General features: G+C 71.0%; 22 protein-coding genes. 3 read left to right on the forward strand and 19 right to left on the reverse strand.

Annotated elements, in window-relative coordinates; translation table 11 throughout:
* Positions 1–100: 100 nt before the first annotated feature.
* The gene (locus tag ACFWW9_RS31070) at positions 101–928 is read right to left on the reverse strand and encodes a glutamate ABC transporter substrate-binding protein (RefSeq protein ID WP_390385281.1); all 828 of its coding nucleotides are present in this window, start codon (positions 926–928) and stop codon (positions 101–103) included.
* 141 nt (positions 929–1,069) lie between these two features.
* Between ACFWW9_RS31070 and ACFWW9_RS31075 the strand changes: the two genes are divergently transcribed.
* The gene (locus tag ACFWW9_RS31075) at positions 1,070–1,918 is read left to right on the forward strand and encodes an NYN domain-containing protein (protein ID WP_390385284.1); all 849 of its coding nucleotides are present in this window, start codon (positions 1,070–1,072) and stop codon (positions 1,916–1,918) included.
* A gap of 1 nt (position 1,919) precedes the next feature.
* Here ACFWW9_RS31075 and ACFWW9_RS31080 read toward each other — a convergent pair whose 3' ends face one another.
* Together ACFWW9_RS31080 and ACFWW9_RS31085 are read right to left on the reverse strand one after the other, a co-directional pair.
* Entirely contained in the window at positions 1,920–2,558 is a 639-nt protein-coding gene (locus ACFWW9_RS31080) for a hypothetical protein (protein ID WP_390385287.1), read from the reverse strand.
* Positions 2,559–2,642: 84 nt separating this feature from the next.
* On the reverse strand, positions 2,643–3,512 hold the full coding sequence (locus ACFWW9_RS31085; RefSeq protein WP_390385290.1) for an SDR family oxidoreductase: 870 nt from the start codon (positions 3,510–3,512) through the stop codon (positions 2,643–2,645).
* Between the two features lie 94 nt (positions 3,513–3,606).
* Here ACFWW9_RS31085 and ACFWW9_RS31090 point away from each other — a divergent pair, with 94 nt between their 5' ends.
* Entirely contained in the window at positions 3,607–4,248 is a 642-nt protein-coding gene (locus tag ACFWW9_RS31090) for a TetR/AcrR family transcriptional regulator (RefSeq protein WP_390385293.1), read from the forward strand.
* Here ACFWW9_RS31090 and ACFWW9_RS31095 read toward each other — a convergent pair.
* The 4 genes from ACFWW9_RS31095 to ACFWW9_RS31110 all read right to left on the reverse strand — a co-directional run bounded on the left by ACFWW9_RS31095 (position 4,194) and on the right by ACFWW9_RS31110 (position 8,456).
* Complete coding sequence (locus ACFWW9_RS31095; RefSeq protein WP_390385296.1) at positions 4,194–5,525, reverse strand: DUF6924 domain-containing protein; 1,332 nt, start codon at positions 5,523–5,525, stop codon at positions 4,194–4,196. The two genes, ACFWW9_RS31090 and ACFWW9_RS31095, sit on opposite strands and share 55 nt — an antisense overlap.
* A gap of 90 nt (positions 5,526–5,615) precedes the next feature.
* A complete protein-coding gene (locus ACFWW9_RS31100; protein WP_390385299.1) occupies positions 5,616–6,557 on the reverse strand; it encodes a patatin-like phospholipase family protein in 942 nt (313 codons plus the stop codon).
* A gap of 21 nt (positions 6,558–6,578) precedes the next feature.
* Positions 6,579–7,514 (reverse strand): beta-ketoacyl-ACP synthase 3, encoded by a 936-nt coding sequence (locus ACFWW9_RS31105; protein ID WP_390385302.1) that lies wholly within the window; start codon positions 7,512–7,514, stop codon positions 6,579–6,581.
* Positions 7,515–7,559: 45 nt separating this feature from the next.
* On the reverse strand, positions 7,560–8,456 hold the full coding sequence (locus ACFWW9_RS31110) for a class I SAM-dependent methyltransferase (protein WP_390385305.1): 897 nt from the start codon (positions 8,454–8,456) through the stop codon (positions 7,560–7,562).
* Between the two features lie 310 nt (positions 8,457–8,766).
* On the opposite strand from ACFWW9_RS31110, the gene ACFWW9_RS31115 reads away from it, so the two are divergent.
* Positions 8,767–10,176, forward strand: a complete 1,410-nt coding sequence (locus ACFWW9_RS31115; RefSeq protein WP_390385307.1) for a DHA2 family efflux MFS transporter permease subunit — start codon at positions 8,767–8,769, stop codon at positions 10,174–10,176.
* Here ACFWW9_RS31115 and ACFWW9_RS31120 read toward each other — a convergent pair.
* The 12 genes from ACFWW9_RS31120 to ACFWW9_RS31175 form a co-directional block, all read right to left on the reverse strand.
* On the reverse strand, positions 10,122–11,108 hold the full coding sequence (locus tag ACFWW9_RS31120) for a Dyp-type peroxidase (protein ID WP_390385341.1): 987 nt from the start codon (positions 11,106–11,108) through the stop codon (positions 10,122–10,124). The genes ACFWW9_RS31115 and ACFWW9_RS31120 overlap by 55 nt on opposite strands.
* 55 nt (positions 11,109–11,163) lie before the next feature.
* Positions 11,164–11,556, reverse strand: coding sequence for a hypothetical protein (locus tag ACFWW9_RS31125; protein WP_390385309.1), 393 nt, complete (start codon positions 11,554–11,556; stop codon positions 11,164–11,166).
* 193 nt (positions 11,557–11,749) lie between these two features.
* On the reverse strand, positions 11,750–12,313 hold the full coding sequence (locus ACFWW9_RS31130; RefSeq protein WP_390385311.1) for a DUF1062 domain-containing protein: 564 nt from the start codon (positions 12,311–12,313) through the stop codon (positions 11,750–11,752).
* Between the two features lie 206 nt (positions 12,314–12,519).
* Positions 12,520–14,037 (reverse strand): hypothetical protein, encoded by a 1,518-nt coding sequence (locus ACFWW9_RS31135; RefSeq protein ID WP_390385313.1) that lies wholly within the window; start codon positions 14,035–14,037, stop codon positions 12,520–12,522.
* Positions 14,034–14,909: an ABC transporter ATP-binding protein gene (locus tag ACFWW9_RS31140; RefSeq protein ID WP_390385315.1), complete on the reverse strand. Its 876-nt coding sequence runs from the start codon at positions 14,907–14,909 to the stop codon at positions 14,034–14,036. Before ACFWW9_RS31140 ends, ACFWW9_RS31135 begins: the two co-directional genes overlap by 4 nt.
* Positions 14,910–14,961: 52 nt before the next feature.
* Positions 14,962–16,035, reverse strand: coding sequence for a sensor histidine kinase (locus ACFWW9_RS31145; protein ID WP_390385317.1), 1,074 nt, complete (start codon positions 16,033–16,035; stop codon positions 14,962–14,964).
* Positions 16,036–16,683 carry a response regulator gene (locus tag ACFWW9_RS31150; protein WP_390385319.1) on the reverse strand — a complete coding sequence of 216 codons (648 nt, stop codon included), beginning with the start codon at positions 16,681–16,683 and terminating at the stop codon, positions 16,036–16,038. It lies immediately after the preceding gene.
* A 19-nt stretch (positions 16,684–16,702) separates the two neighbouring features.
* The gene (locus tag ACFWW9_RS31155; protein WP_390385321.1) at positions 16,703–17,263 is read right to left on the reverse strand and encodes a dTDP-4-dehydrorhamnose 3,5-epimerase family protein; all 561 of its coding nucleotides are present in this window, start codon (positions 17,261–17,263) and stop codon (positions 16,703–16,705) included.
* Positions 17,264–17,271: 8 nt separating this feature from the next.
* Positions 17,272–18,570, reverse strand: coding sequence for a lipopolysaccharide biosynthesis protein RfbH (gene rfbH / locus ACFWW9_RS31160; protein WP_390385323.1), 1,299 nt, complete (start codon positions 18,568–18,570; stop codon positions 17,272–17,274).
* A gap of 37 nt (positions 18,571–18,607) precedes the next feature.
* The gene (locus ACFWW9_RS31165) at positions 18,608–19,741 is read right to left on the reverse strand and encodes a DegT/DnrJ/EryC1/StrS family aminotransferase (protein ID WP_390385325.1); all 1,134 of its coding nucleotides are present in this window, start codon (positions 19,739–19,741) and stop codon (positions 18,608–18,610) included.
* Positions 19,738–20,718 carry a Gfo/Idh/MocA family protein gene (locus ACFWW9_RS31170; protein ID WP_390385327.1) on the reverse strand — a complete coding sequence of 327 codons (981 nt, stop codon included), beginning with the start codon at positions 20,716–20,718 and terminating at the stop codon, positions 19,738–19,740. The genes ACFWW9_RS31165 and ACFWW9_RS31170 overlap by 4 nt, the downstream gene beginning before the upstream one ends.
* On the reverse strand, positions 20,715–22,187 hold the full coding sequence (locus ACFWW9_RS31175) for an NDP-hexose 2,3-dehydratase family protein (protein ID WP_390385329.1): 1,473 nt from the start codon (positions 22,185–22,187) through the stop codon (positions 20,715–20,717). The genes ACFWW9_RS31170 and ACFWW9_RS31175 overlap by 4 nt, the downstream gene beginning before the upstream one ends.
* Positions 22,188–22,201: the final 14 nt, after the last annotated feature.

Raw genomic sequence — 22,201 nt, forward strand, 5'->3', positions numbered from 1 at the left:
GCGCCCCCACCCTCTTTCTATTTGTCATGGGTTTTTTCAAGCTTTGAAAATGCGAAAGAGGGTGGGATAATCGGCGCAATCGGGGGTTACCCCTCAACCCTCAAACCCGCCCCACCTCAGGCGCAACAAACTCCTCAAACCCAGTCCCAGGAAAATTCCGCCCCAAGGCCTTCTTCCACTCCCCCTCCTCCACCATCCGCCGCAAAGCAGCATCCACAGCATCCCGCCCCTCCACATCCCCCTTCTTCAACCCAACCCCGTACAACTCCTCAGAAAACGTCTTCCCCACAATCCTCAACAACTCGGGATTCTTGGCCACATACCCAGCCAAAATCAAGTTATCCGTGGTAACAGCATCCACCTCCCCCACCAACAACCCCGTAACACACTCCGAAAAATCAAACTTCTCCACCAACCGAACCCCCCGAGCAAACGAAGCCTTGATCCGAGCAGCAGACGTGGTCCCCTTCGCCGAACACAGCGTCCGCCCATCCAACGCCTCCGGCCCGGTAATCCCCTTCTCCCCGTTCAACACCAACAAATCCTGCCCAGCCACAAAATAGGGCCCGGCAAACCCCACCCGCCGCTTCCGCTCCTCAGTGATCGAATACCCGGCCACCACCAAATCCACCCGCCCGGACTCGATGGCATCCTCCCGATCAGCCAACTGCACAGGCCGCCACACAATCCGATCCGCGGACACCCCCAACCGCCCGGCCACATAGGTAGCGACATCCACGTCGAACCCGCGATACTTCCCATCAACCCGCAACAAACTCGACCCAGGCTGATCATCGGTCACCCCGATCGTCAACGTCCCCTCCGCACCGTGCCGCAGAAGTCGTGACGAGCCCTCATCACCACACCCCGCCACCAGCACCGCAACGACGAACGTCAACCCCACGAGTCTTCGACCGACGACCTTCACACCAGCACCTCACCCAGTCCACGAACCCGGTCCACAGCTTCCGGGGCTGGATGATCCAAGACACCGACCTAAGCCCGACTTAAAAGCACGTCAAGGTTCACCCGCGATACTCGCTGGACCGACCGGCGTAAGGTCTTCCGGATGGGGAAGATCATGCGCATCGGGGTGTTCTACGACGGCACCTGGTTCGCCTACGTCAGCGACTTCTACGCCACCGCGCACCCGCGGGCGGCGCGGATCGCGTTGGACGGCTTCCACGACGCCCTCCGCTGGTACCTCCACACCGAGACGGGCATCCCTCTCGACGACTGCGTCCTGCACGAGGCGCACTACGTCCGCGGCCGCATCCAGACACCGGCCACGTCGTTCGACCACGTCCTCGAGATCGCGGGCATCACCCGCCACGACATGCCCCTGCACGGCGGCAAGGAGAAGGGCGTGGACGTCCACTTCGCCCTGGAGGCGTGGGAACGCGCCACCACCGTCCCCCTCGACTGCGTCGTCCTCCTCACCGGCGACGCCGACTTCACCCCCCTGGCAGCCCGCTTGGCCAACCGCGGCGTCAATGTCGTGGTCCCGGTGGTCGACGTCCGCACCACCCCCGACTCTCCACCACCAGCCTGGACGCCACGCACCGCCGCCCCCCTGCGCGCGGCCGCCACCTCCACCCCCGGCTTCGACGCCCTGTTCGCCCCCACCGACCGCCGCGACTACCCCTTGCGCAGCCCGTTCGTCCGCTCCACCGAAGCGGTCGCCTCCCCCGTAGGCACCCCGCGAGGCCGCCGCCGCGGCACCGTGACCGGCTGGCGCACGGGCCAACCCCACGGCTTCATCACCGACACCCGCGGCGGCTCCTGGTTCGTCTCCCGCGACGACCTCCCCGAGGACCGCCCCGTCCTCCCCGCGGGCACACCGGTCACGTTCACCGGTTCCCCCACCCCCTCACCGGGCAAGAAGTACCCCAGGGCCTACTCGATCCGCCCCGAGTGACTCACACGAGCACCGACCGCCGCTCCAGCGACCGGTTCAGGTCTTCCCGCAGGTAGACCTCGTTGAACTCCCGCAGGTACCGCTCCCGCCCCATCTCCGCGAAGAACGCCGCCATCGCCGGATCGGGCCGCTCCGTCAGGTGCACGATCCGCCACAGGTTCAACGGCTCTTCCTGCGTCCCGGCCACGGAGTGCTCGACGTGGAACAACGGCTGCCCAGTCCCCGCCTCGAACACCCGCCCGTCCGGCGCGCGAAACTCCTCCACCCCGAGGAAGAACGCCCGCCGAGCGGCGTGATCCAACCGCCCGTGCTCGATCACCACACCGAACACCGTCGGATCAAGCCACAACCGCTGCTCCGACACACGCGTGAAGTACTGAAAAGCCCCACGCCGAGCACCGGGAAACCACTCCACGCTCCCCGGCTTCACCACGTTCGGCAGGTACTTGTCCGGCGCGGCAGCCTTCCGCACCTCCATGTCCCACAAAGAGGTAGCCGTGAACTCAACCGCCGGCCGCACCTCATACCGCTCACGCAACACCCGGTTCACATCCACCGCGGGCAACTCCACCGCAGTGTGCCCGACCCCCACCCACGCCTCCTCGAACAACGCCTCGTGATCAAGCTCCTCGAAGTCCATCGTCTTCCTCCTGCCACACGAATCAACTCGGTCACGATCCAATATAATCACCAATCATGACCAATGCCCGCGACCGGTCACGAATCACACCGAAACCCGGACGTCGTCGGCATCCGTGCTCAGCGCCACCACCTTTTGCGCCCGCAGCGCGTCGAGGCGCTCCCCCAGGGCGGCCGTCACCGCCTCGTACGCGACAGCCCCGAGCACCAGCCTGCGCGGCACGGGCTCCACGACCGCGGCGTCGATGATCGCGCCCGCGACTCGCACAGGATCACCCGCGACAGCCCGCCGCAACTCCTCCGGCCCAAGTCCACCAGCCCGCGCCGCGCGGACCATCCCGACGACACCGTCCTCGTAGACGGGCAGCGCGGGCGCCGCCACGATGCTCGCGGCGAACCCGGTCCGCGTCCCACCCGGCGCGATCAGCGTGACCCCGATCCCGAACGGGGCCAACTCCACCGCGATCGAGTCGAAGAACCCCTCCAGGCCGAACTTCGTGGCGTTGTAGACGCTCATGCCGGGATCCGCCACCTGACCGCCCGAACTGGACATCTGCACGATCCGGCCACCCCCTTGGGCACGCAGCCGCGGCACGACGGCCCGAACGACGCGAATGGCCCCGACGAGGTTGACGTCGATCTGCCGAGCCACCAGGTCGTCGTCGAGCTCCTCCACCGCACCCAGCACACCGAACCCGGCGTTCGAGAACACCACGTCGATCCGACCGAACGTCTCGAACGCCCGCGCCACCTCGCGCTCCACTGCAACCGCGTCGGTCACGTCGACGACCGCGGTCCGCAAGCGACTCCCGTACCGCTCGGCGAGTTCCGCCAACCCGCCACCGAGCGCGCGCCCGGTGGCGACGACGGAATCACCGCGCTCGAGCAGTTGCCGGGTCACCTCCAACCCAAGCCCGGACCCCGCTCCCGTGATGAACCAGTTGTACGCCGCCATGATCGACACCTTCCGCCGCGTCCGAATGACCGCGGCCGAATGTAGTCAGCGTCTACTATGTTGTCAACGACAACATCACCGGTACACTGGCCTCATGACGTCGACCTACCACCACGGCAACCTCCGCACCGCCCTCCTGGACGCCGCGGAGCGCAAGCTGGCGGACTCCGGCGTCGACGGTCTGTCCCTTCGAGAACTCGCGCGGGACCTCGGTGTGAGCCACGGCGCTCCGCGCAGGCACTTCCCGGACAAGCAGTCCCTGCTCGACGCGCTGGCGGCGACCGGGCTGCGCAGGCTCGGCGAGGAGGTCGACGCGGCGCTGGACGCCGCCGAGGCCGACTTCACCGGCAGGCTCACCGCGTTCGCCGCCGCCTACGTGCGCTTCGCGACCCGCAGCCCCGAACTGCTGGAGCTGATGTTCCTGCGCAAGAGCACCCCGGCGACCGACGAGGTCCGCGTGGCGAACGAACGCGCGTTCGCCGCTCCCTCCGCGCTGATCGACCGCGCCATGGAGCGCGGCGAGATCGACGGCTCCGACCCGGACCGGGTCGCCATGGCGATCCTCGCCGTGCTCCAGGGGCTCACCACGATCGTCCTGGGCGGCCTGGCGGGCGACCGCTCGAACGAGGACCTGGTGACCGGCACGGTCCTGACCCTCGTGGAGGGTCTCCGTCCCCGCGATCAGAACCCCCGGAAGACCCCGTCCTCCTCCACGGCCTCGGCGAACTCGGCGTAGTCCATGTTCGAGATGTCGAGGTTGGCGCTGACCGAGAAGAGGTCCTCCGGCGTGCAGCGGAACTCCCGGCCGGGCTCCTCGTACAGGTCGATCACGAGCAGCGGGTGCTCGGCCGACGCGAACGTCACGTCATCGGCGACCACGAGGTACGAGTGCGGGTAGTCCTGGGCCGACGCGACCGCCATGATCCGGTCCTTCGTCAGCCCCTGGTAGACCCGGTCGTCGACGGCCTCCAGGAAGTCGAAGGACTCGTCGCCGTACTCCTCGCTCCCCTCGCGCACGGCGACCTTCAGCGCCTCCCACGCCTCGTCGTCGCCGAAGGCGGTCCGCAGCAGTTGCGCCTGGTCGCTCCACGGCAACGTGGCCGGCAGCGCGACGACGTCCAGCGTGGCCGAGCCAGCGGCGACGTCCAGCGTCCCGGAGAACTCCACCGGCTCCGCCTCGACCCGGTGCCCGACGAACCCGCGACGACCCCCGGCCAGGAACCGCACCCCGCCCAACTGGAGTTCCGGCGACCCCGACGTCCCCCGGAAGTCGATCCGGTAGTGCCGGAACGCCCCCGGCACCGCGATCCCGTACGTCCGGGACGCGTGCCGCCCCGAGATCGACGGCTGCCCCGACCGGGTGTCCAGGTTCCGCCACAGCCGCCCGTCCACCGACCCGCGCACCGTCCAGTCCGCCGGGTCGCGGTCGGGCGCGTCGTCGGCCGACGTGAACACGTACGCGTCCACCACCGTCGGCTCGGCGAACTCGAACTCCACCTCCGCGTACACGCCGAAGCTCAGCCACTTCCCCCACGCCAGCACCAGGTTGGCCGCCACTTCCCCCGCGGCCGCGTGCTCGCGGGTGGCCTTCACCCCCGTCACGAGCCGGGTGACGTCCGCGTGCCCGGCCTGCTCCGCGGGCACCATCGCGATCGACGTCACGCCGTTCCGATCGCGCCACGTGGCCGACCGCACCGCCACCCCGCGCCCGTCGTCGAGCAGCAGCGTGAACGGCCCGTCCTCGGTGGTGAACCGCGTCGCGCGCCCCGACGACTCCCGCACCCCGTCCGCGACCCCGCGCACCTCGACCAACCGGCCGTCGCTCCCGAACTGGTGCCCCACGAACCCCGACGCCGAGAACGCCAGCGCCGTCTCGACACCGTCCTCGGCGGTCCACGTCAGGTGCGCCGGCTCAAGACCGTTGACGTGCACCAGAAAGTCCGCCGCGACCTCCCACCCGGACCCCGGCGCGCGACGCTCGGCACGGAAGGCGAACACGGATTCGGATGGCACAGTTCCTCCTGACGACCGCGCTGCGGGCCAGCGCTCGGCGAGGTCGTCAGGCTAGAACGGGGGTACGACAATTCCCGCTCCCCGACCGTCTCACTTGGACCGCGCTCGCGCACAAGCGTTGTCCCTGGCCAGGAAACCGAAGGTCGTGTGCGCCGCGCGGCGGCCCGTCCCGATCGCGTTCCGCAGCAGGGCCACGTCCGTCTCCACCAGCCCGATCTCCCCTTCGCCCGCGGGCGGCCGCAGGCTCAGCACGGCCGGGTGGTCGGCCAACGCCGCGTCGTCCCGCACCCAGCGGCGGTAGTAGTCGCGCCACGCGTCGAGCGCGCCACCCGCCTGCGCCCGGAGGAACCACGGGATGATCAGCCGCTCCGCCAGCGGCGCGGGCGTCGGGACGGCCGTGTGCGGGCGGGTGCGCAGCAGCAGCACGTGGGTCGCCCCCTGCGCCAACGCCGTCCGGTACGGCAGCGGCTCCGCGATCGACGCGTCGATGAACCGCCTGCCCGCCAAGCGCACCGGCGGTCCCGCCAGCGCGGGCAGGGCGGCCGACGCCCGCAGAGCGGTCCGCAGCGTCGCGTCGTCGTGGATGAACGGTCGGAGGTCGGTGGACAGCCCCGTGGCGGCGTCGGTCGCCAGCGGGTGGAACTCCACCGGGCTGTCGATCACCGCTCCCGGCAGCACCGCCGACGAGTCACCCAGCAACGGGTCCAGGTCGACGATCGGCCGACGTCGCAGGAGGTTGCGGGGGTTCATCACCCGGCTCATCAGCACCGGGTCGGTCCAGATCCCCACCCCGGTCCGCACGTCCCCGGCCAGCAGCCACGCCGCGCCCAGCGCTCCCGCCGACGACCCGTACACGGCGTCGAACGCCGACACGAGCCCCAGCTCCTCCAGCCCCAGCAGCATCCCGCTGGCGTACGCGCCCCGACTGCTCCCGCCCTCGACGGCGAGCGCCACGCGGTGGGCGTCGGTCCGCCGACCCGGAGTGCTCGCGGTCCGGACGCGTTCGGCGATCACTTCGACGGTGGTCGGCACTGTTCTTCCTTCCCGCCCTCGTCACGGAGCGAGGACGACCTGGCCCGCGTACGAGAGGTTGCCGCCGAACCCGAACAGCAGCACGGGCGCGCCCGACGGAACCTCGCGCCGCTCCACCAGCTTCGAGAACGCCAGCGGCACGCTCGCGGCGGACGTGTTGCCCGATTCCTCGACGTCCAGGGCGATGACGGCGGTGGTGACGCCCAGCCGCTTGACGAACGACTCGATGATCCGGGCGTTCGCCTGGTGCAGCACCACCGCGGCCAGGTCCTCGACCGCGACACCCGCCGCCGCGCACGCCCGGAGCGCGATCGGCGGCAGTTCGGTGGTCGCCCAGCGGTAGACGGCCTGGCCGTCCTGGCTGAAGCGCGACGGCGTCCCCTCGATCCGCACGGCCCGGTGCATCTCCGGGAACGAGCCCCAGACGACCGGCCCGATCTCGTCGCGGTCAGTAGCGGTCACGACCGCGGCCCCCGCGCCGTCGCCCACCAGGATGGCGGTGCTCCGGTCGGTCCAGTCGACGATCGACGTGAACACGTCGGACCCGATCACGAGCGCGGTCCTCGCCGACCCGGCCGCGATGGCGTGGTGGGCCAGCGCCAGGGCGTGGGTGAACCCGGCGCAGACCACGTTCACGTCCAGCACGGCGGGCGACACCAACCCGAGGTGGCGCGCGACGCGCGCGGCCGTGGTGGGACTGCGTTCCACAGCGGTCGACGTCGCCACCAGCACCAGGTCCACCTCGTCGGCGGGCACGCCGCTCGACGCCAACGCCTTCGTGGCCGCCTCGGCGGCCATCCGGTCCACCGTGTCCTCCGGCCCCGCGACACGGCGGCTGCGGATGCCGACCCGACGGCGGATCCACTCGTCGTCGGTGTCGACCATCGTCGCCAGCTGGTCGTTGGTGAGTTCGGCACCGGGCTGGTAGTGCCCGAGAGCCGCGATGCGAGAGCCCATCGCCGTCCACTCCTCAAGATCGTCGCGTGCGGTGCAGTAGACCGTTCATCCGCGCAGCGCCTCGTCCCGCCGCCGCAGGCCGATCCGGTACAGGGTGGCCGCGCCGCGCAGGAACGTGGACTCGCACGCCCTCAGGTACACCCGGTAGCGGCGGACGGTGTCCGCCCCGACCAGCGCGCTCGCCTCCTCCCGCACCGCGGCGAGGCGGGCCGACCAGGCGGCGAGCGTCCGTGCGTAGTCGTCGGCCCGGCTGGTGAGCGCCTCCACCGAGAAGTACGGGTCGCAGGCCGCCGTGATCTCCGCGAGCCGGGGCAGCGTCGCGCCGGGGAAGATGTCGGTGGTCACGAACGCGCCCACCGGACCTTCCGGGCCCGTGACCCCGTCGTAGGCGATGGTCTGGAGCGACATCGACGCGCCGGGCCGCAGCAGCGCGTGGCACCGCTCGAAGTACGCGCGGTAGGCGTCGGCGCGCTCGTCACGCGGGGTGCCCTTGGTGACGAAGTGCTCGAACGCTCCCACCGACACGATGCCGTCGTACGGCTCGGCGGGCCGGTGCTCCTCCCAGCTCTCCAACACCACGTCGAGCCCTGGCCGCGCCGCGGCCCGGACGTGGTCGCGCTGGGCCCGTGACAGCGTCAACCCGGTCGCCTGGGTCACGCGGCCGGAGGTGACCGCGAAGTCGAGCAGCCCACCCCAGCCGCACCCGACGTCCAGCAGCCGGAACACGCCGCCGTCCGTCGGCACACCCGCCAGGTCCAGGTGGTGGGCGAACTTCGCCCGCTGGGCCCGTGCGAGCGCGGCCCCGTCGCGGTCGTCCGCGGCGGACCCGTCCCAGAGCGCCGCGGAGTACGTCAGCGTCTCGTCCAGCCACAGGCCGTAGAACTCGTTGCTCACGTCGTAGTGGAACTCGATGTCGGACGCGCTCGTGACAGCAGTAGGCATAGTGACCCGCCCATTCCATTCTTTCCCGATGAACCGGACCGTATCAGCGCGAAACGAGACAACGGATGCCACAACGCATTCCCTCCTTCCATTGACGTGACAGAAATAAGCCACGAATCCCCCGCCTCCATGCGCTCTGAACTGGTCTGATACCGATCTCTCGGACACTGGAATCACGACGATTCACCACAGGAAAAGCCCCCGGCGAAAATGTGCCATTCACCGGAACCACCGAGTGCTAACGTCGAATTCCGGCGTGACCGACGTCCTGCCGTCACGCCGTCGAGTTCATTCCGAAGAGGTTTCCGTGGTGGAAGAACCGTCGCCGTCCCGTTCCGTCGCGGCACTGGTCGTCGCGACCGGGCTGCCCGCGTTCATGGTGTCGCTGGACAACCTGGTGGTGACCACGGCGCTGCCCACGATCCAGCGGGACCTCGCCGCGTCGATCGAGCAGCTCCAGTGGACCGTGGACGCCTACACGCTGCCGTTCGCCGCTCTCATCCTCGCCGCCGCGACGGTGGGCGACCGCGTCGGACGACGGCGGACCTTCACCGGCGGCCTGCTGCTGTTCGTTCTGGCGTCGGCCGCGGCCGGACTCGCGACCTCGCCGACCGGCCTGATCGCCGCGCGGGCGGTGCAGGGTGTGGGGGCCGCGGCGGTGCTGACGCTGTCGTTGACGCTGCTGGCGACCGGCGTGCCACCCCGGTCGCGCGCCCTGGCGGTCGGGTTGTGGGGCGCGTTCAGCGGCCTCGGCGTGGCGCTCGGCCCGATCCTCGGCGGCGCGGCGGTCAGCGGGCTGCACTGGCCGTGGATCTTCCTGCTGAACGTGCCGGTCGGCCTCGCGACGCTCGTGGTGGTGCGCGTGGCGCTGCCCGAGTCGACCGGCCCGGCCACCCGCCTCGACCCGCTCGGCATCGCGCTGTCCGCCGCCGGTCTGGTCGCGGTCGTGTGGGGCGTGGTCGCCGCTCCCACCGACGGCTGGACGTCTCCCCCGGTCCTGCTGGCCCTCGTCGGCGGCGGGTCCCTGCTGCTCGCGTTCGCCGCCTGGCAGCGCCGCGCCCCGCACCCGCTGCTGCCGCCGAGCCTGTTCCGCGCGCCGGTCTTCCGGATCGTCAACGGCGTGGCCCTGCTGTCGAACACGGGCCTCTACGGCTGCGTTTTCCTGATCACGCAGTACTTCCAGGTGGAGAAGGGCCTCAGCGCGTGGGAGGCGGGCCTGCACACGGTCCCCTGCACGGTCCCGCCGCTGTTCGTGGCACCGTTCGCGGGTGTCCTCACCGCGCGGTTCGGGTTGCGGCGCTTGATGGTCGTCGGCCACGCCCTCATCGCGCTGTCGCTGGCGGCGATGACCGTGGTGTTCGCGACCTCCGGCCCGTACCCGGTGCTGGCCGCGGCGTTCCTGGTGTGCGGCACGGGATTGGGCCTGACCTACCCGGCGGTCAGCTCGCTGGCGTTGACCACCTCGGCGGAGGGCATCGCCTCGGGCGTCATCGGCGTCGCACGGGAACTGGGCGTGGCCGTGGGGGTCGCGGTCCTGGTCTCGCTCTTCGCGTCCTACGGCGACTACCGCCCCGGCGTGTTCGTCGACGGCCTGGTCCCCGCGTCCCTGGCCGGGATCGTCGTCATCGGCGCGGCCGCACTGCTCTCCACCCGGCTACCCCGTGATCACGCCGCCAGCAGGCTCTCGCCGAGTTTCCCACCGGGCAAGGTGAAGAAGTAGCCACCACCGAACGGCAGCACGTACTTCTGCAACGCCTCCCCGTCCAACCGCCGATGCGTGGCGACGAACCCCCGTTCCAGATCCTTCTGGTAGCACACGAACACCATCCCCTCGTCCCCGTCCCGCCGGTACGAGTAGCCCCGCCGCAGGATCCGGTGGGCCAGGCTCTCCGGCGTGCGCGGGTTCGCCCGACGGATGTGCGCGTCCAACGGCGTCACCAGCCCATCCGGATCACCCCCGAAATCCGGCTCCTCCCCTTCACCCCCACGCCCGAACGCCGTGTTGCCCACCTTCGCCCGCCCGAACACCGCCTCCTGCCGCGGCACGGGATCCGCGTTCCACAAGGGCATAGCCATCCGGATCAACCGCACGACCTGGTACGTACCCCCCACCGCCCACCGAGGTTCCCCTTCCCCCACCCACACATCAGGCACGTCGGGATTCCCCACCCCTTCCTTGAACCCGAACAGGTTGGTAGCACTGGGCTTCCCCACCGAGTCGACCCCGTTGTCCACCCGAAACCCCGGCATCCGCCACCGCACCACCAGCCCTGGCACCGCCGCCACCTGATCCACCACAGCCGCAACCTGCGCAGCCGACTCCCCACACACCTGCACGCTCAGATCACCATGACACCAGGCCGGCTCCAACACGTCATTCGGAAACGCCCCCATCCCCACCAACCCGCGCGGCTTCACCTCCCCCAACCCAAACCGCCCATCGAACAACGAGGCCCCAACCCCCACACCAACCTCAGCCCCACGCACAGCCCCCACCCGCGCGAACACCTCACCCAACCCAGCCCGCCCCACAGCGGTCACGTCAAACGCCACGAACTCCCCCACACCAGGCGGCGGCGTCACCACCCCGACCTGATGCTCCACCGCAACCCCCGGAGGACCATCACACCCGACAACGGCCAGCCCGACCATTCCCCCCAGCACAACCCGACGCGACACCACAGCACTCACCGACGGACCCCTACCATCACTCGATCGCACAACCAGGTCGCATGACGCTCGCAGGCAGCTCGGCGAACGCGGCGATCGATTCGGTCAACTCGAAGGACAACGCCTCCCGAGCCTCGCTCACCTCCTGCTTCTTCACCGGGATGGGGGCGTCCATCGCCAAGGCGAGCCTGAACCTCTCCCAGGCTTCGAAGGTGCGTCGACAGTGGCGCGTGAACACGTCTCCGAACAGCTTCTGCTCGCGGAAGCTCAACCCTCGACCGGGAGACCGGAGGTAGGCCATCGAACTCTCGGACACGAACCGGCCGATGAGCACCACCGCGTCGTGCCTCAGGATGTCGCAGGACAGCAGCAGGATCGCCAGGTTGCACGGGGTGGAGTTCGACGGGCCGTCCCTCAGTTCAGGTGGCACCCGCTCACGGTGCCCCTCGGGTTGGAACACTCCTACTCCCCCTTGCCGACGAGCGCGTGGAGACGACCGTCAAGCCGGTCGCGGGCCTGGCCGGGGCAGATCATGGGGAGGACCGATCGGAGTCCAAAAGCCCCCTGAGTGGTTCGTGCCCTTTCGAACCTGGTGGCAGCGTTCGAAAGGGCACGAGTTCACGTCAAGGCGTGACGAGGAAGGTGAGGTCTTCGCGGACCCTCGTGTCCAGGGTGGTCGGGAGGTGGAGGCGGTTGGTGGTCACCAGGTGGCTTGCGGCGGATCTGCTCAGGCCGAAGCCCGCGGTCAGCAGTTTTCCCAGGCGGATGGGGGCCGGTAGTTCGAATCGGACGTAGACCTGCAACGACGTGGGGTCGTCGAGGTCGTGGAACGGCAGGTCGGTGTCCAACGCCCAGGTGCCGGTCCAGTCCAGCCGGTAGCCGGTTCTGCCCGCCAGGGCCGTGTCCATGGTCAGGTCGCGCACCAGGGTCGGGTCGTTGTGCTCGTACCTGAGCAGGCGTTCGTGGTTGAGCGACTGCACGTGGACGCGTTCGTGGAGGGGGATCTTCGACGTTCGGCCGCAGCGGTCGCAGCCGATGAGCAGCCACACGTCGAGGAGTTTGCCGCTGGCGTTGACGCGGAACTTGCCGGTGGGGTGGTGGTGGGTGGAGCGGCACGACGTGCAGGTCGTGACGATGGTCGGGAGGCCCAGCTCCCGCACCACCCAGAGGGCTTTGCGGTCGTGCATGGCTTCGGTCGGCTCCGAGGCTCGCGGAGGACAGAAGTCCTCCGGGGGTCAGTGGTGTGCGGCGGGCGACTGCGCGCCAACCGTGAAGTGATTCCGCGTCGAGCGCGGACTTCGGACAGCACGGCGGTAATCCGCCTGTGCTCCACCAACTCACTGACCCATGCCCGACAGGATGGCCACCTCGCGAGCACTCGGACAACCGATTTTCAGCTCACGCGTCGACCGGAGAACACCAGCACCGCGCCCGCCATCACGACACCCGCGAGCGCCACCACGGGCGCGGGCAGGCCGCCGCCGTGCTGGACTCCCATGTAGTCGGTCGTGGGCAGCCCGCTGACCGCGCTGTACCAGAGCGGGACGTACAACGCCTGGAACAAGCGGTGCGAGCGGCTCAGCGACCCCAGGAAGTACGCCAGCGACGGGATGAACAGGACCGCCGCCGCCCACGCCGCCAAGCCCACCGGGTCGTCGACCAGGCGCACGGCGGCCGCGGCACCCACACCGGCGGTGAGCACCACACCCGCCAGCCACTCCGCGAGCACCCGCGGCCGCAGCGCCGGGTAGGGGCCGAGGAGGGACTGCACGTCGAACTCGTGGCGCTGGGTGCCCAGGCGCGACCACAGCAGCACCGGCCAGATCCACGCGGCGGGCAGCAGCACCACGCTCACGGCCTCCGCCGGGACGACGAGGGTGACCGCGGTGATCACACCCGCGCCCGCCCACCACCAGCGGGACACGCCCTGGAGCAGCACCCGCAGTTCGCCGGACAGCAGGCGCGGGAACGCCGTCAGCGCGCTCCCCCGGCGCACGACGGTGCGCGGAGCGCCGAACGTCGCCGGGGTGGGAACGGCGTCGACGACGGGCGTCGCGGGGCCCGCCGATCGCGAGGGGTCGAAGCGGGTGAACCACAGCACCGGGGCCAGCGCGAACGCCACCGCGAAACCCATGACCACCAGGCGGCTGACCAGGAAAGCACCGTCGGGGGTGAACCCGGTCCACTCGAACGGCTTGAGCGGGACGTCCACTGCGGTCAGGCCCAGGCTGAACTCTGCGCCGGTGATGTCCAGACCGTGGGCCACCATGGCCGCGCCCAGCGACTCCACCACGGCGCTCACGCCCAGTCCGCCGAACGGCGCGCCGGGGCTCTGGCCGCCGATCGCGAGCACCATCCAGCAGAAGAACCAGATCACGTTGCCCGCGCCCGTCCGCAGCACCGGCGTCAGCTCCCAGAACAGCGCGGCGGCCGCCGTCAGCACCACGGCCGGGAACGCGATCACGGCGTACGGCAGCAGAAGCGCGCCCACGTCGACCGACGTGGACTCGCCGCGGGCGAACTGGAGCACAAAGGCGGTGACGGCCAGGACGCCCAGCATCGACGTCAGCACCAGCACGTTGCTGAGCAGCTTCGACGCCAGGTACGCCGGGGCCCGCAGCGGGGTGGCCGCGAGCAGCTCCCCCACGCCCGTGCGCTCGTCGCGGGCGATGGTGTTGCGCACCACGGCGAACCCGCCGAGCATCAGCCACACCGCGCTCGCCAACGCGGTCACCGTGCCCACGTACGCGCTGTTGTAGAGCCCCCGGTACGAGCCGAGCTGCACGACCGTCCACTGCGCGTCGGCCGCAGGCACCGCGAGGTAGCCCAGCAGCACGGCGGCCAGCAGCGTCACGGCGTAGACGGGCCTGCGGACGCGGTCGCGGAAGTCGCCGAGCGCCAGTGCCGTCATCGCGGCACCGCTTGGCCGTTGATGATGCCCAGGTAGGCGTCCTCCAGGTCCGGCGGCACCGGCACGGCGTCGGCGGACGGCCGGATCGGCGACAGCAGGCGCAGCCGGACGCCGGTGGTGGTGCGGATCATCCGGCTCACGGCGTGCCCGGTCCGCATCGCCTCGACCTCGGCCGACGGCACGGTGACCTCCCAGACGTGGCCGTCCACGTCCCGCAGCAGGTCTTCCGGCGCGCCGCGGCGCAGGAGCCTGCCGCGCGCGACCACGGCGATGTCCGCGGCCACCGAGTCGACGTCGGAGACGATGTGCGTGGACAGCAGCACGACACGGTCCACGGACAGGTCGCTGAGCAGGTTGCGCAGCCGCACCCGTTCCTCCGGGTCGAGGCCCGCGGTCGGCTCGTCCACGATGATCACCCTGGGGTCGCCGAGCAGGGCCTGGGCGATGCCGACCCGGCGCAGCATGCCGCCGGAGTACTTGCCCAGCGGCCGTTTCAGCGCCCCGGCGAGGTTCACCAGTCCCAGCAGCTCGTCCACGCGGGCCTTGGCGGTGCGGGTCGAGAGGCCCTTGGCGGCGGCGAGGTAGAGCAGGAACTCGCGGGCGGTCAGGTTCGGGTAGACGCCGAAGTCCTGCGGCAGGTAGCCGAGGACCCGGCGCAGCGCGTCGGGGTGGGACACCACGTCCACGCCCTCGAACCGGACCTGCCCCGAGGTGGGGCGGGTGACGGTGGCGGCGACGCGCATCAGCGACGACTTGCCCGCCCCGTTCGGGCCGAGCAGGCCGATCAGGCCCGGCCGCAGGTGCAGCGTGATGGCGTCGACGGCGCGGTTGCCGCCCTGGTAGACCTTGGTGACGTCGAGCAGTTCAAGCATGTCCCCAGGGTCGGGCACCGCCGCCGATCGGACCTCTCCCGTTCGGCAGAGATCAGCGCGCGGGGAACACCGCCGCCACCCGCCACCCCTCGCCGCGCGGTCCGGCCTCCAGCCTGCCGCCCGCCGCCTCCACGCGGTCCCGCAGCGCGGCCAGGCCGCTGCCGCCGCTCGCACGGGTGCCGCCGGTGCTCGGCCCGTTGTCGACGACGGACACCTCGACGAACGGCCCGCCGACGACCGCGACCACCACCTCCCCGGCGCGGGGCGCGTGCCTGCGGACGTTCGTCAGCGCCTCCAGCACCACCGCGTAGGCGGCCTCGTCCGCGTCCCGGCCCAGCACGACGTCCGCCAGCTCACCGCGCACCCCGGACCGCTCCACCAGCGCGGGCAGGTCGGCGAGCCCCAACGCGGGCAGGTCGTCGGCGCGCAGAGCCGTGACCGCGCGGTCCATGGAGTCCAACGCGCGCAGGGCCGCCTCCTCCACCCGCGCGAACGCCTCCCGTGCCTCGGCCTCGTCGTGCGGGACGAACCGCGCCGCCTGCGCCTCCACGACGATCCCGGTCACCTCGTGCGCGACGGAGTCGTGCAGCAGCGCGGCCAGTTCCAGCCGTTGCCGCACCCGCGCGTCGGCCACCGCCTCCACCCGCCGGGTGTCCAGCCCTCGCAGGTAGACGCCGATCCCGATGGCCACGGCGATCGGGAACGGGACCGCCACCAGCCCGAGGACCGCCGTGTCCCACCGGGGCGGGGTCAGGTGCAGGCTGAACCGCAGCGGCAGCGCCAGCACGGCGACGACCACCAGCGCCGTCACGGGCACGACCCGCCGCGAGCGGACCGACCGCACCGCGCGGCCGAGCACCACCAGCAGCCCGGCCAGCTCGAACGGCATCCACAGCAGCGCCATCGACGGCGTGCCGGTGTACAGGGCGTCCACCACGAGCGAGAGCACGGCCGCGGCGACCACGGCCGTGCCGAGCCCGATCCGGCGCACCGGCCAGCGCCACGTCCCCACCAGCACGACCGCCGTGGCGCACAGCGCGACGGCGAGCGCCCCGGACGGCGCGACGATCACCGGCGGGAGCAGGAAGACCGCGGGCAGCAGGCGCAGCGCGTCACGACCGTCCACTCAGGACCACTTCCCGGTCGAATAGCCCATCTCGTGCGCCCACACGGCGATCCCGACCCGGTTGCGCACGCCGAGCTTGCGCTGGATGGCGGCGACGTGCGTCTTCACCGTGCCCGCGCCGATGAACAGCTCCGCCCCGATGTCGGCGTTCGTCCGCCCCTCGGCGACCTTGCCCGCGACCTCGATCTCCCGGTCGGTCAACGGCTCCACCGGTGGCCGCGGTTCCGGCTTCGCGTCCACGACCTGGCGCAGCAGCCGCACGGTGATCGACGGACTGATCAGGCTGTCGCCGTTGACCGCCGCCCGCACCGCCTCGACCAGCAGCACCGGCCCGGACTTCTTGAGCAGGAACCCGGAAGCCCCGTACCGCAGCGCCGGGTACACGTACTCGTCCAGGTCGAACGTGGTCACGACGACCACCCTCACCGGCGTCGACGCCAGCCTGCGGGTGACCTCCAGCCCGTCCAGCCCCGGCATCCGGACGTCGAGCAGCGCCACGTCCGGCAGCAGCCGTTCGGCCCGCTCCAGCGCGGTGACGCCGTCCGCGGCCTCGGCGACGACCTCGATGTCGGACTGGCTGTCCAGGATCCGGCGCAGGCCGCGGCGCACCATCTCCTGGTCGTCGGCGATCAGCACCCGGATGGTCACGGTCGGCGATCGTTCCACATCACCCCTTCCACCGGCCGAGCAGTCCGCGGGCCAGCGCGGTGGCCACGTCCGGGGCGGCGGCGTCCTTCACCGACAGCAGCGGTGGCTCGGTGAAGCCCCACGGCAGGTCCAGGCTCGCGTCCAGCGGGTTCACGTCGACCTGCGTCCCCGGCACGTGGGCGGACGACAGGACGTAGCTGACGCACGCGTCGTCCGTCAGAGCCAGGAACCCGTGCAGGACACCCGGCGGCACGTAGACGGACCGGCCCGAGGCCGCGTCGAGTTCGGTGCTGGCGAAGACCCCGAACGTCGGCGAGCCGACGCGCAGGTCGACCACCACGTCCCGCAACGCGCCCCGAACGCAGGTGACGTACTTGGCCTGCGGGTGCGAGTCCGCAACCCCGTGCAGGCCCCGGAGCGTGTTGCGGGCCGACACCGAGTAGTTCACCTGGAGCGGCCGGAACTCCGCCCCGACGACGGCCTCCAGCTCCTCCACCCGGAACGACTCGTAGAACGACCCGCGCGCGTCCGACAGGTGGCACGGGGTGATCACGAACGCGCCGGGCACCGCCGTCTCCACGGCCTCCACTAGCGCCTCGCCGCGGTGAACTCGACGATCGACTCGATCATGTAGCCGATCATCTCCTCGGTCAGGCCGGGGTAGACGCCGATCCAGAACGTGTCGTCGGTGACGACGTCGCTGTTGGCCAGGTCGCCCACGACCCGGTACTCCACGTCCTGGTACGCCGGGTGGCGGGTGAGGTTGCCGCCGAAGAACCGGCGGGTGGCGATCCGGCGGCCCTCCAGGAACGCCACCAGTTCCTGGCGGGTGTACCCGGCGGACGGCAGGACCGTGAGGACGAACCCGAACCAGCTCGGGTCCGATCCGAGTGTCGCCTCGGGCAGCAGCAGGCCGGGCAGGCCGTCGAGCCCGTCGCGCAGCAGCTTCCAGTTCCGCTTGCGCGCCACGCCGAACTCCTCGATCCGCGCGAGCTGCGTCAACCCCAGCGCCGCCTGGAGGTCCGTCGACTTCAGGTTGTAGCCGACGTGCGAGAAGATGTACTTGTGGTCGTAGCCCGCGGGCAGCGTGCCGAGCTGGTGGTCGAACCGCTTGAAGCACCGGTTGTCCTCACCCGGCTCGCACCAGCAGTCCCGGCCCCAGTCGCGCATCGACTCCACCAGCCGCGCCAGCGCCAGGTTGTCGGTCAGCACGCAGCCGCCCTCGCCCATGGTGATGTGGTGCGCGGGGTAGAAGCTCACCGTGGCCAGGTCGCCGAACGTGCCGACGAGGTCGCCGTCGTAGCGCGAGCCCACGGCGTCGCAGGTGTCCTCGATCAGGAACAGGCCGTGCTGCTCGGCGAGGTCCGCGACCTCCCTGGCGGCGAACGGGTTCCCGAGCGAGTGCGCCATCATGATCGCCTTGGTGCGCGGCCCGATCGCGGCGGCGACCCGGTCCGGCGTCGCGTTGTACGTGCCCAGCTCGATGTCCACGAACACCGGCACGAACCCGTTCTGCACGATGGGGTTCACCGTCGTGGGGAAACCCGCGGCCACGGTGATCACCTCGTCGCCGGGCCGCAGCCGGTGCTCCTCCAGCTGCGGCGAGGTCAGCGCGCTGAGCGCGAGGAGGTTCGCCGACGACCCGGAGTTGGTCAGGTGCGCCTTGCGCAGCCCGAAGTAGGCGCCGAACTCGCGCTCGAACCGGCGGGAGCTGACGCCCGCGGCGATGCGCAGGTCCAGCGCGGCCTCCACCAGCGCGACCCGGTCGGTCTCGTCGAGCACCGCCCCGGACGCCAGCAGCGGTGTCACGCCGGGGGTGAACGGCTTCGCCTCGCGGTCGTGGTGGTACTCGGCCACCAGGTCCAGGATCTGTCGCTTGTCGGCCATCAACGCCTGCCTCTCGCCACGGGGATGGGGTGCCGCGTCACTGCGCTGCCGCGACCACGTCGCGCACGGCGTTGATCACCAGGTCGACCTCGTCGTCCTCCAGCCCCTGGTGCAGCGGTAGGAGCAGCGTCGTGGCCGCGGCCAGGTCGGAGGCGGGCAGCTCCTGCCGCACCCGGTACTTGGGGACGCGGTGCAGCGGCGGGTACCGCAGCGTCGTGTAGACGCCGCGCTCCAGCAGCGCCGCCGCGACCTGGTCGCGGATCTCGGCGGGGAGCTGGATCCAGTAGAAGTAGTGCGACGTGCGGTGCCCCTCGGGCAGCGACGGCGGCAGCCGCACGCCGGGAACGTCGGCGAGGCCCTCGTCGTACCGGCGCGCGACCTCGGCCCGCCGGGCGACGAACTCGGGCAGCCTGCGGAGCTGCACCGAGCCCAGGGTGGCGGTGATGTCGTTGCCGACGATCCGGCGGCCGAACTCCTCCAGGTTCAGCTCCCACCACCGGGCGCTCACCTTCGCCGCGGTGAACCCGTTGGCCTGCCGCAACCCGTGGTAGGCCAGCCCGCGCGCACGGGCCGCCAGCTCGGGGTCGCGGACGTAGAGCATCCCGCCGTCGCCGGTGACCAGGATCTTCATCGCGTCGAAGCTCCACATCGCGATGTCGCCGAACGTCCCGACCGCGCGGCCATCCACTGTGGACGCCACGGCGCACGCGGAGTCCTCGATCAGCGGGATGCCGCGCTCCCGGCAGAACTCGGCGATGGCCACCACGTCGCCGGGGTAACCGCCGTAGTGCAGGACGTTCACCGCCTTCGTCCGCGGCGTGAGCGCGCGCTCGATGTCGGCGACGGTCGGGTTCAGCGTCCGGGGGTCCACGTCGCAGAAGACCGGACGCGCCCCGAAGGCCGCGATGGCGTTGGCGGCGGACAGGAAGCTCATCGACGGCAGCACCACGTCGTCGTCGGGCCCGAGGTCCAGCAGCTCCGAGGCGAGGAACAGGCCCGCCGTCGCGGAGTTGATGAACACCACGTGCTCCGCGGGCACCCCGATGTGCTCGGCGAACTCGGCCTCGAAGGCCCCGGACCTCGGCCCGTGCCCCAGCCAGTTGCTCTCGAACACCTCGGCCAGCGCGTCCAGCTCCTGCTTGCCGAGGCTCGGCTGAAAGACGTTGATCACGATTTCCTCCCGGTGGTCCGCACGGCGCCCGCGCGGACGAGGTCGAGCAGTTCCGCTTGGCGCAGCAGCGCTTCGCCGTGGTCGGCCGCGGGGTCGCCGCGCACGGCCGCCGCGAACGCGGCCAGGACGTTCGCCCACTGGTCGTCGGCGGGCAGCACCCGGTCCTGCGTCCCGTCCGCGTTCTCGATCCGCAGCACGGGCCGGTGGTCGGCGGGCGCGGTGAACGCCCGCCGCACCAGCAGCCGCCCGGTCGAGCCGAACACCTCGTACTCGCACGCGTAGGTGTCGTCGAGCCCGAACGCCAGCCGCGCGGTCACGCCGTCGGGCCGGTGCAGCAGCGCGCTCCCGCCGAGATCGACCCCGTTCCCTTCGCGCAGCACCGATCCCGCCACCCTCAGGTCCGGGCCGAGTAGGAACTGCGCCACCCGCACGGGGTACGCCCCGACGTCCAGCAGAGCGCCGCCGCCGAGCGCCGGGTCCAGCCGGATGTCCCCCGGCGGGCGGGGCGGGATGGTGAACGTGGCGGAGATCCCGCGCAGGTCGCCGATCTCGCCCCTGGCGATCGTGGCCGCGACCTCGGCGTGCTGACCGTGGTGCAGGAACGCGAAGTTCTCCCACAGCACCAGGCCCGACGACCGGGCGAGCGCGACCAGCTTCGCGGTGGAGACGAGGTCGGTGGTCAGCGGTTTCTCGGCCAGCACGTGCTTCCCGGCCAGCAGCGCGCGTTCGACCCACTCGGCGTGCAGGCCGGACGGCAGCGGGACGTACACCGCCTCCACGTCGTCGCGGTCGAGCACCGCCTGGTAGCCCGTCACGGCGTCGGCGCCGAAGCGCAGGCCCACGGCCTGTGCGGAAGCGGACGACCGGCTGCCGACCACGACCGCGCGCAGCGCGGAACCGGCCACCACGGCGGGCAGCGCCCGGCGCACGGCGATGTCCGCGCAGCCCAGCACGCCCAGCCGCACCGGCCCGGTCACCCGACGCTCCCGGGACGGCCGCAGGACAGGCTGTGCAGGCAGGCGACCAGGCTGCGCGCCTGCACGTTGACGTAGTGGCTGTGCCGGATCAGCGCGGTCAGCTGGTGCACGGTGAGCCAGCGGTAGTCCGACGGCACGGTCACGTGGTCGTCGGCGTCGACCTCCACCACGACGTACCGGTTCTGCGCCTGGAAGAACCGGCCGCCCTCCTCGGACAGGATCGTGTCGAACCGCACCGCCGACGCGGGCGCGTCCTGCACGTCGTCGAGGAACGGCGGGCGCGCGTCGGCGAGGTGGTGCCGGTAGTTCTCCGGGTCGCACTGGACGGTCGGTGCCAGCTCGATCACGTCCAGGTAGCCCGGTTCGACCCTGGCGTTGACCAGCACGTGCAGCACCCCGGCGACCCGCTTGACCAGGAAGGCGATCAGGCCGGTCCCGCTCGGCGCGATCATCGGCTGGGTCCAGCCGCCGACCTCGCGGTTGCCCGCGCGGACGTCCACCGCGATGATCTCGAAGAACAGCCCCGACTCGTGGCCGATGGCGTCGCTCGTCCGGTGCCACGACTCCGCCTCCCGCAACGGGATCAGCGTCGTCGTGACGGCGTTCTCGGTCTTGGAGCCGGTGATCCAGCTCAGGACGTCGCCCGAGCCGTGCAGGCTGCCGAAGTCCTCGCTGAACGACCGGATCACCGACGTCTGGAAGTCGTCGACGCCGAAGGTGAAGATCGAGGCGATGCCCGCCGACGAGAACGGCAGGCACGACAGCACCGTGCGGGCGTCCATGTTCACCAGATCGTGCTCCGCCAGCAGGCTGTGCAGCTGGCCGATGGTGACCCAGCAGAACCCGTCGAGCACCTCGACGTCCTCGGTCGTCTCCACGACCATGTTCCGGTTGCGCTTGCGGTAGAACCACGAGCCCTGCTCGGACTGGAGCACGTCGGCGAGCACGCGGTGCTTCGCCGTGTCGCGGAAGTAGTCAAGGTACGGCACCGGTTTGCCGCGGTGCACGCCGGTGTAGTTGCTGCGGGTCGCCTGGACCGTGGGCGAGAGCTGGACGACGAAGGTGTTGCCGGGCTCGGCCTTGGCCTGCATCAGGCAGTGCAGGACGCCGTCGAACTCCTTGACCAGGATGCCGAGGATGCCGACCTCCGGCTGGTTCAGCACCGGTTGCGTCCACTGCTTGACCGGGCCCTCGGAGACCGACACCGCCAGGCCCTCGACGCTGAAGAACTTGCCGGAGTCGTGGACCAGGTTGCCGCTGCCGGGCGCGGTGGACCACAGCCGCATCTCGTCGAACGCGATCCGCTGGACGTGGAACGACTCCCGGCGCTTGCGGCCCTCGAACCAGCGCCGGAACTCCGGCAGCCCGACGACGCCGTTCGACGCGAGCGCCGACTCCGCGATCCGCACGGAGTCCACGCGCTCGATGGTGCGCAGCCGTGTCACGGGCCGCGAGTTCAGGTGGGTCATCGCACTTCCTCGCC

Origin of the sequence: Umezawaea sp. NPDC059074 (assembly GCF_042738955.1) — a bacterium.
Taxonomy (GTDB): Bacteria; Actinomycetota; Actinomycetes; order Mycobacteriales; family Pseudonocardiaceae; genus Umezawaea.

What these genes read in the sequence shown, in the direction of transcription:
- ACFWW9_RS31110 (WP_390385305.1), bottom strand. Translation starts at nt 8,456, where the DNA reads ATGCCTACTGCTGTCACGAGCGCGTCCGACATCGAGTTCCACTACGAC.
- ACFWW9_RS31080 (WP_390385287.1), bottom strand. Translation starts at nt 2,558, where the DNA reads ATGGACTTCGAGGAGCTTGATCACGAGGCGTTGTTCGAGGAGGCGTGG.
- ACFWW9_RS31175 (WP_390385329.1), bottom strand. Translation starts at nt 22,187, where the DNA reads ATGACCCACCTGAACTCGCGGCCCGTGACACGGCTGCGCACCATCGAG.
- ACFWW9_RS31120 (WP_390385341.1), bottom strand. Translation starts at nt 11,108, where the DNA reads ATGGTCGGGCTGGCCGTTGTCGGGTGTGATGGTCCTCCGGGGGTTGCG.
- ACFWW9_RS31140 (WP_390385315.1), bottom strand. Translation starts at nt 14,909, where the DNA reads ATGCTTGAACTGCTCGACGTCACCAAGGTCTACCAGGGCGGCAACCGC.
- ACFWW9_RS31090 (WP_390385293.1), top strand. Translation starts at nt 3,607, where the DNA reads ATGACGTCGACCTACCACCACGGCAACCTCCGCACCGCCCTCCTGGAC.
- ACFWW9_RS31135 (WP_390385313.1), bottom strand. Translation starts at nt 14,037, where the DNA reads ATGACGGCACTGGCGCTCGGCGACTTCCGCGACCGCGTCCGCAGGCCC.
- ACFWW9_RS31075 (WP_390385284.1), top strand. Translation starts at nt 1,070, where the DNA reads ATGGGGAAGATCATGCGCATCGGGGTGTTCTACGACGGCACCTGGTTC.
- ACFWW9_RS31085 (WP_390385290.1), bottom strand. Translation starts at nt 3,512, where the DNA reads ATGGCGGCGTACAACTGGTTCATCACGGGAGCGGGGTCCGGGCTTGGG.
- rfbH (WP_390385323.1), bottom strand. Translation starts at nt 18,570, where the DNA reads ATGGCCGACAAGCGACAGATCCTGGACCTGGTGGCCGAGTACCACCAC.
- ACFWW9_RS31130 (WP_390385311.1), bottom strand. Translation starts at nt 12,313, where the DNA reads ATGCACGACCGCAAAGCCCTCTGGGTGGTGCGGGAGCTGGGCCTCCCG.
- ACFWW9_RS31105 (WP_390385302.1), bottom strand. Translation starts at nt 7,514, where the DNA reads ATGGGCTCTCGCATCGCGGCTCTCGGGCACTACCAGCCCGGTGCCGAA.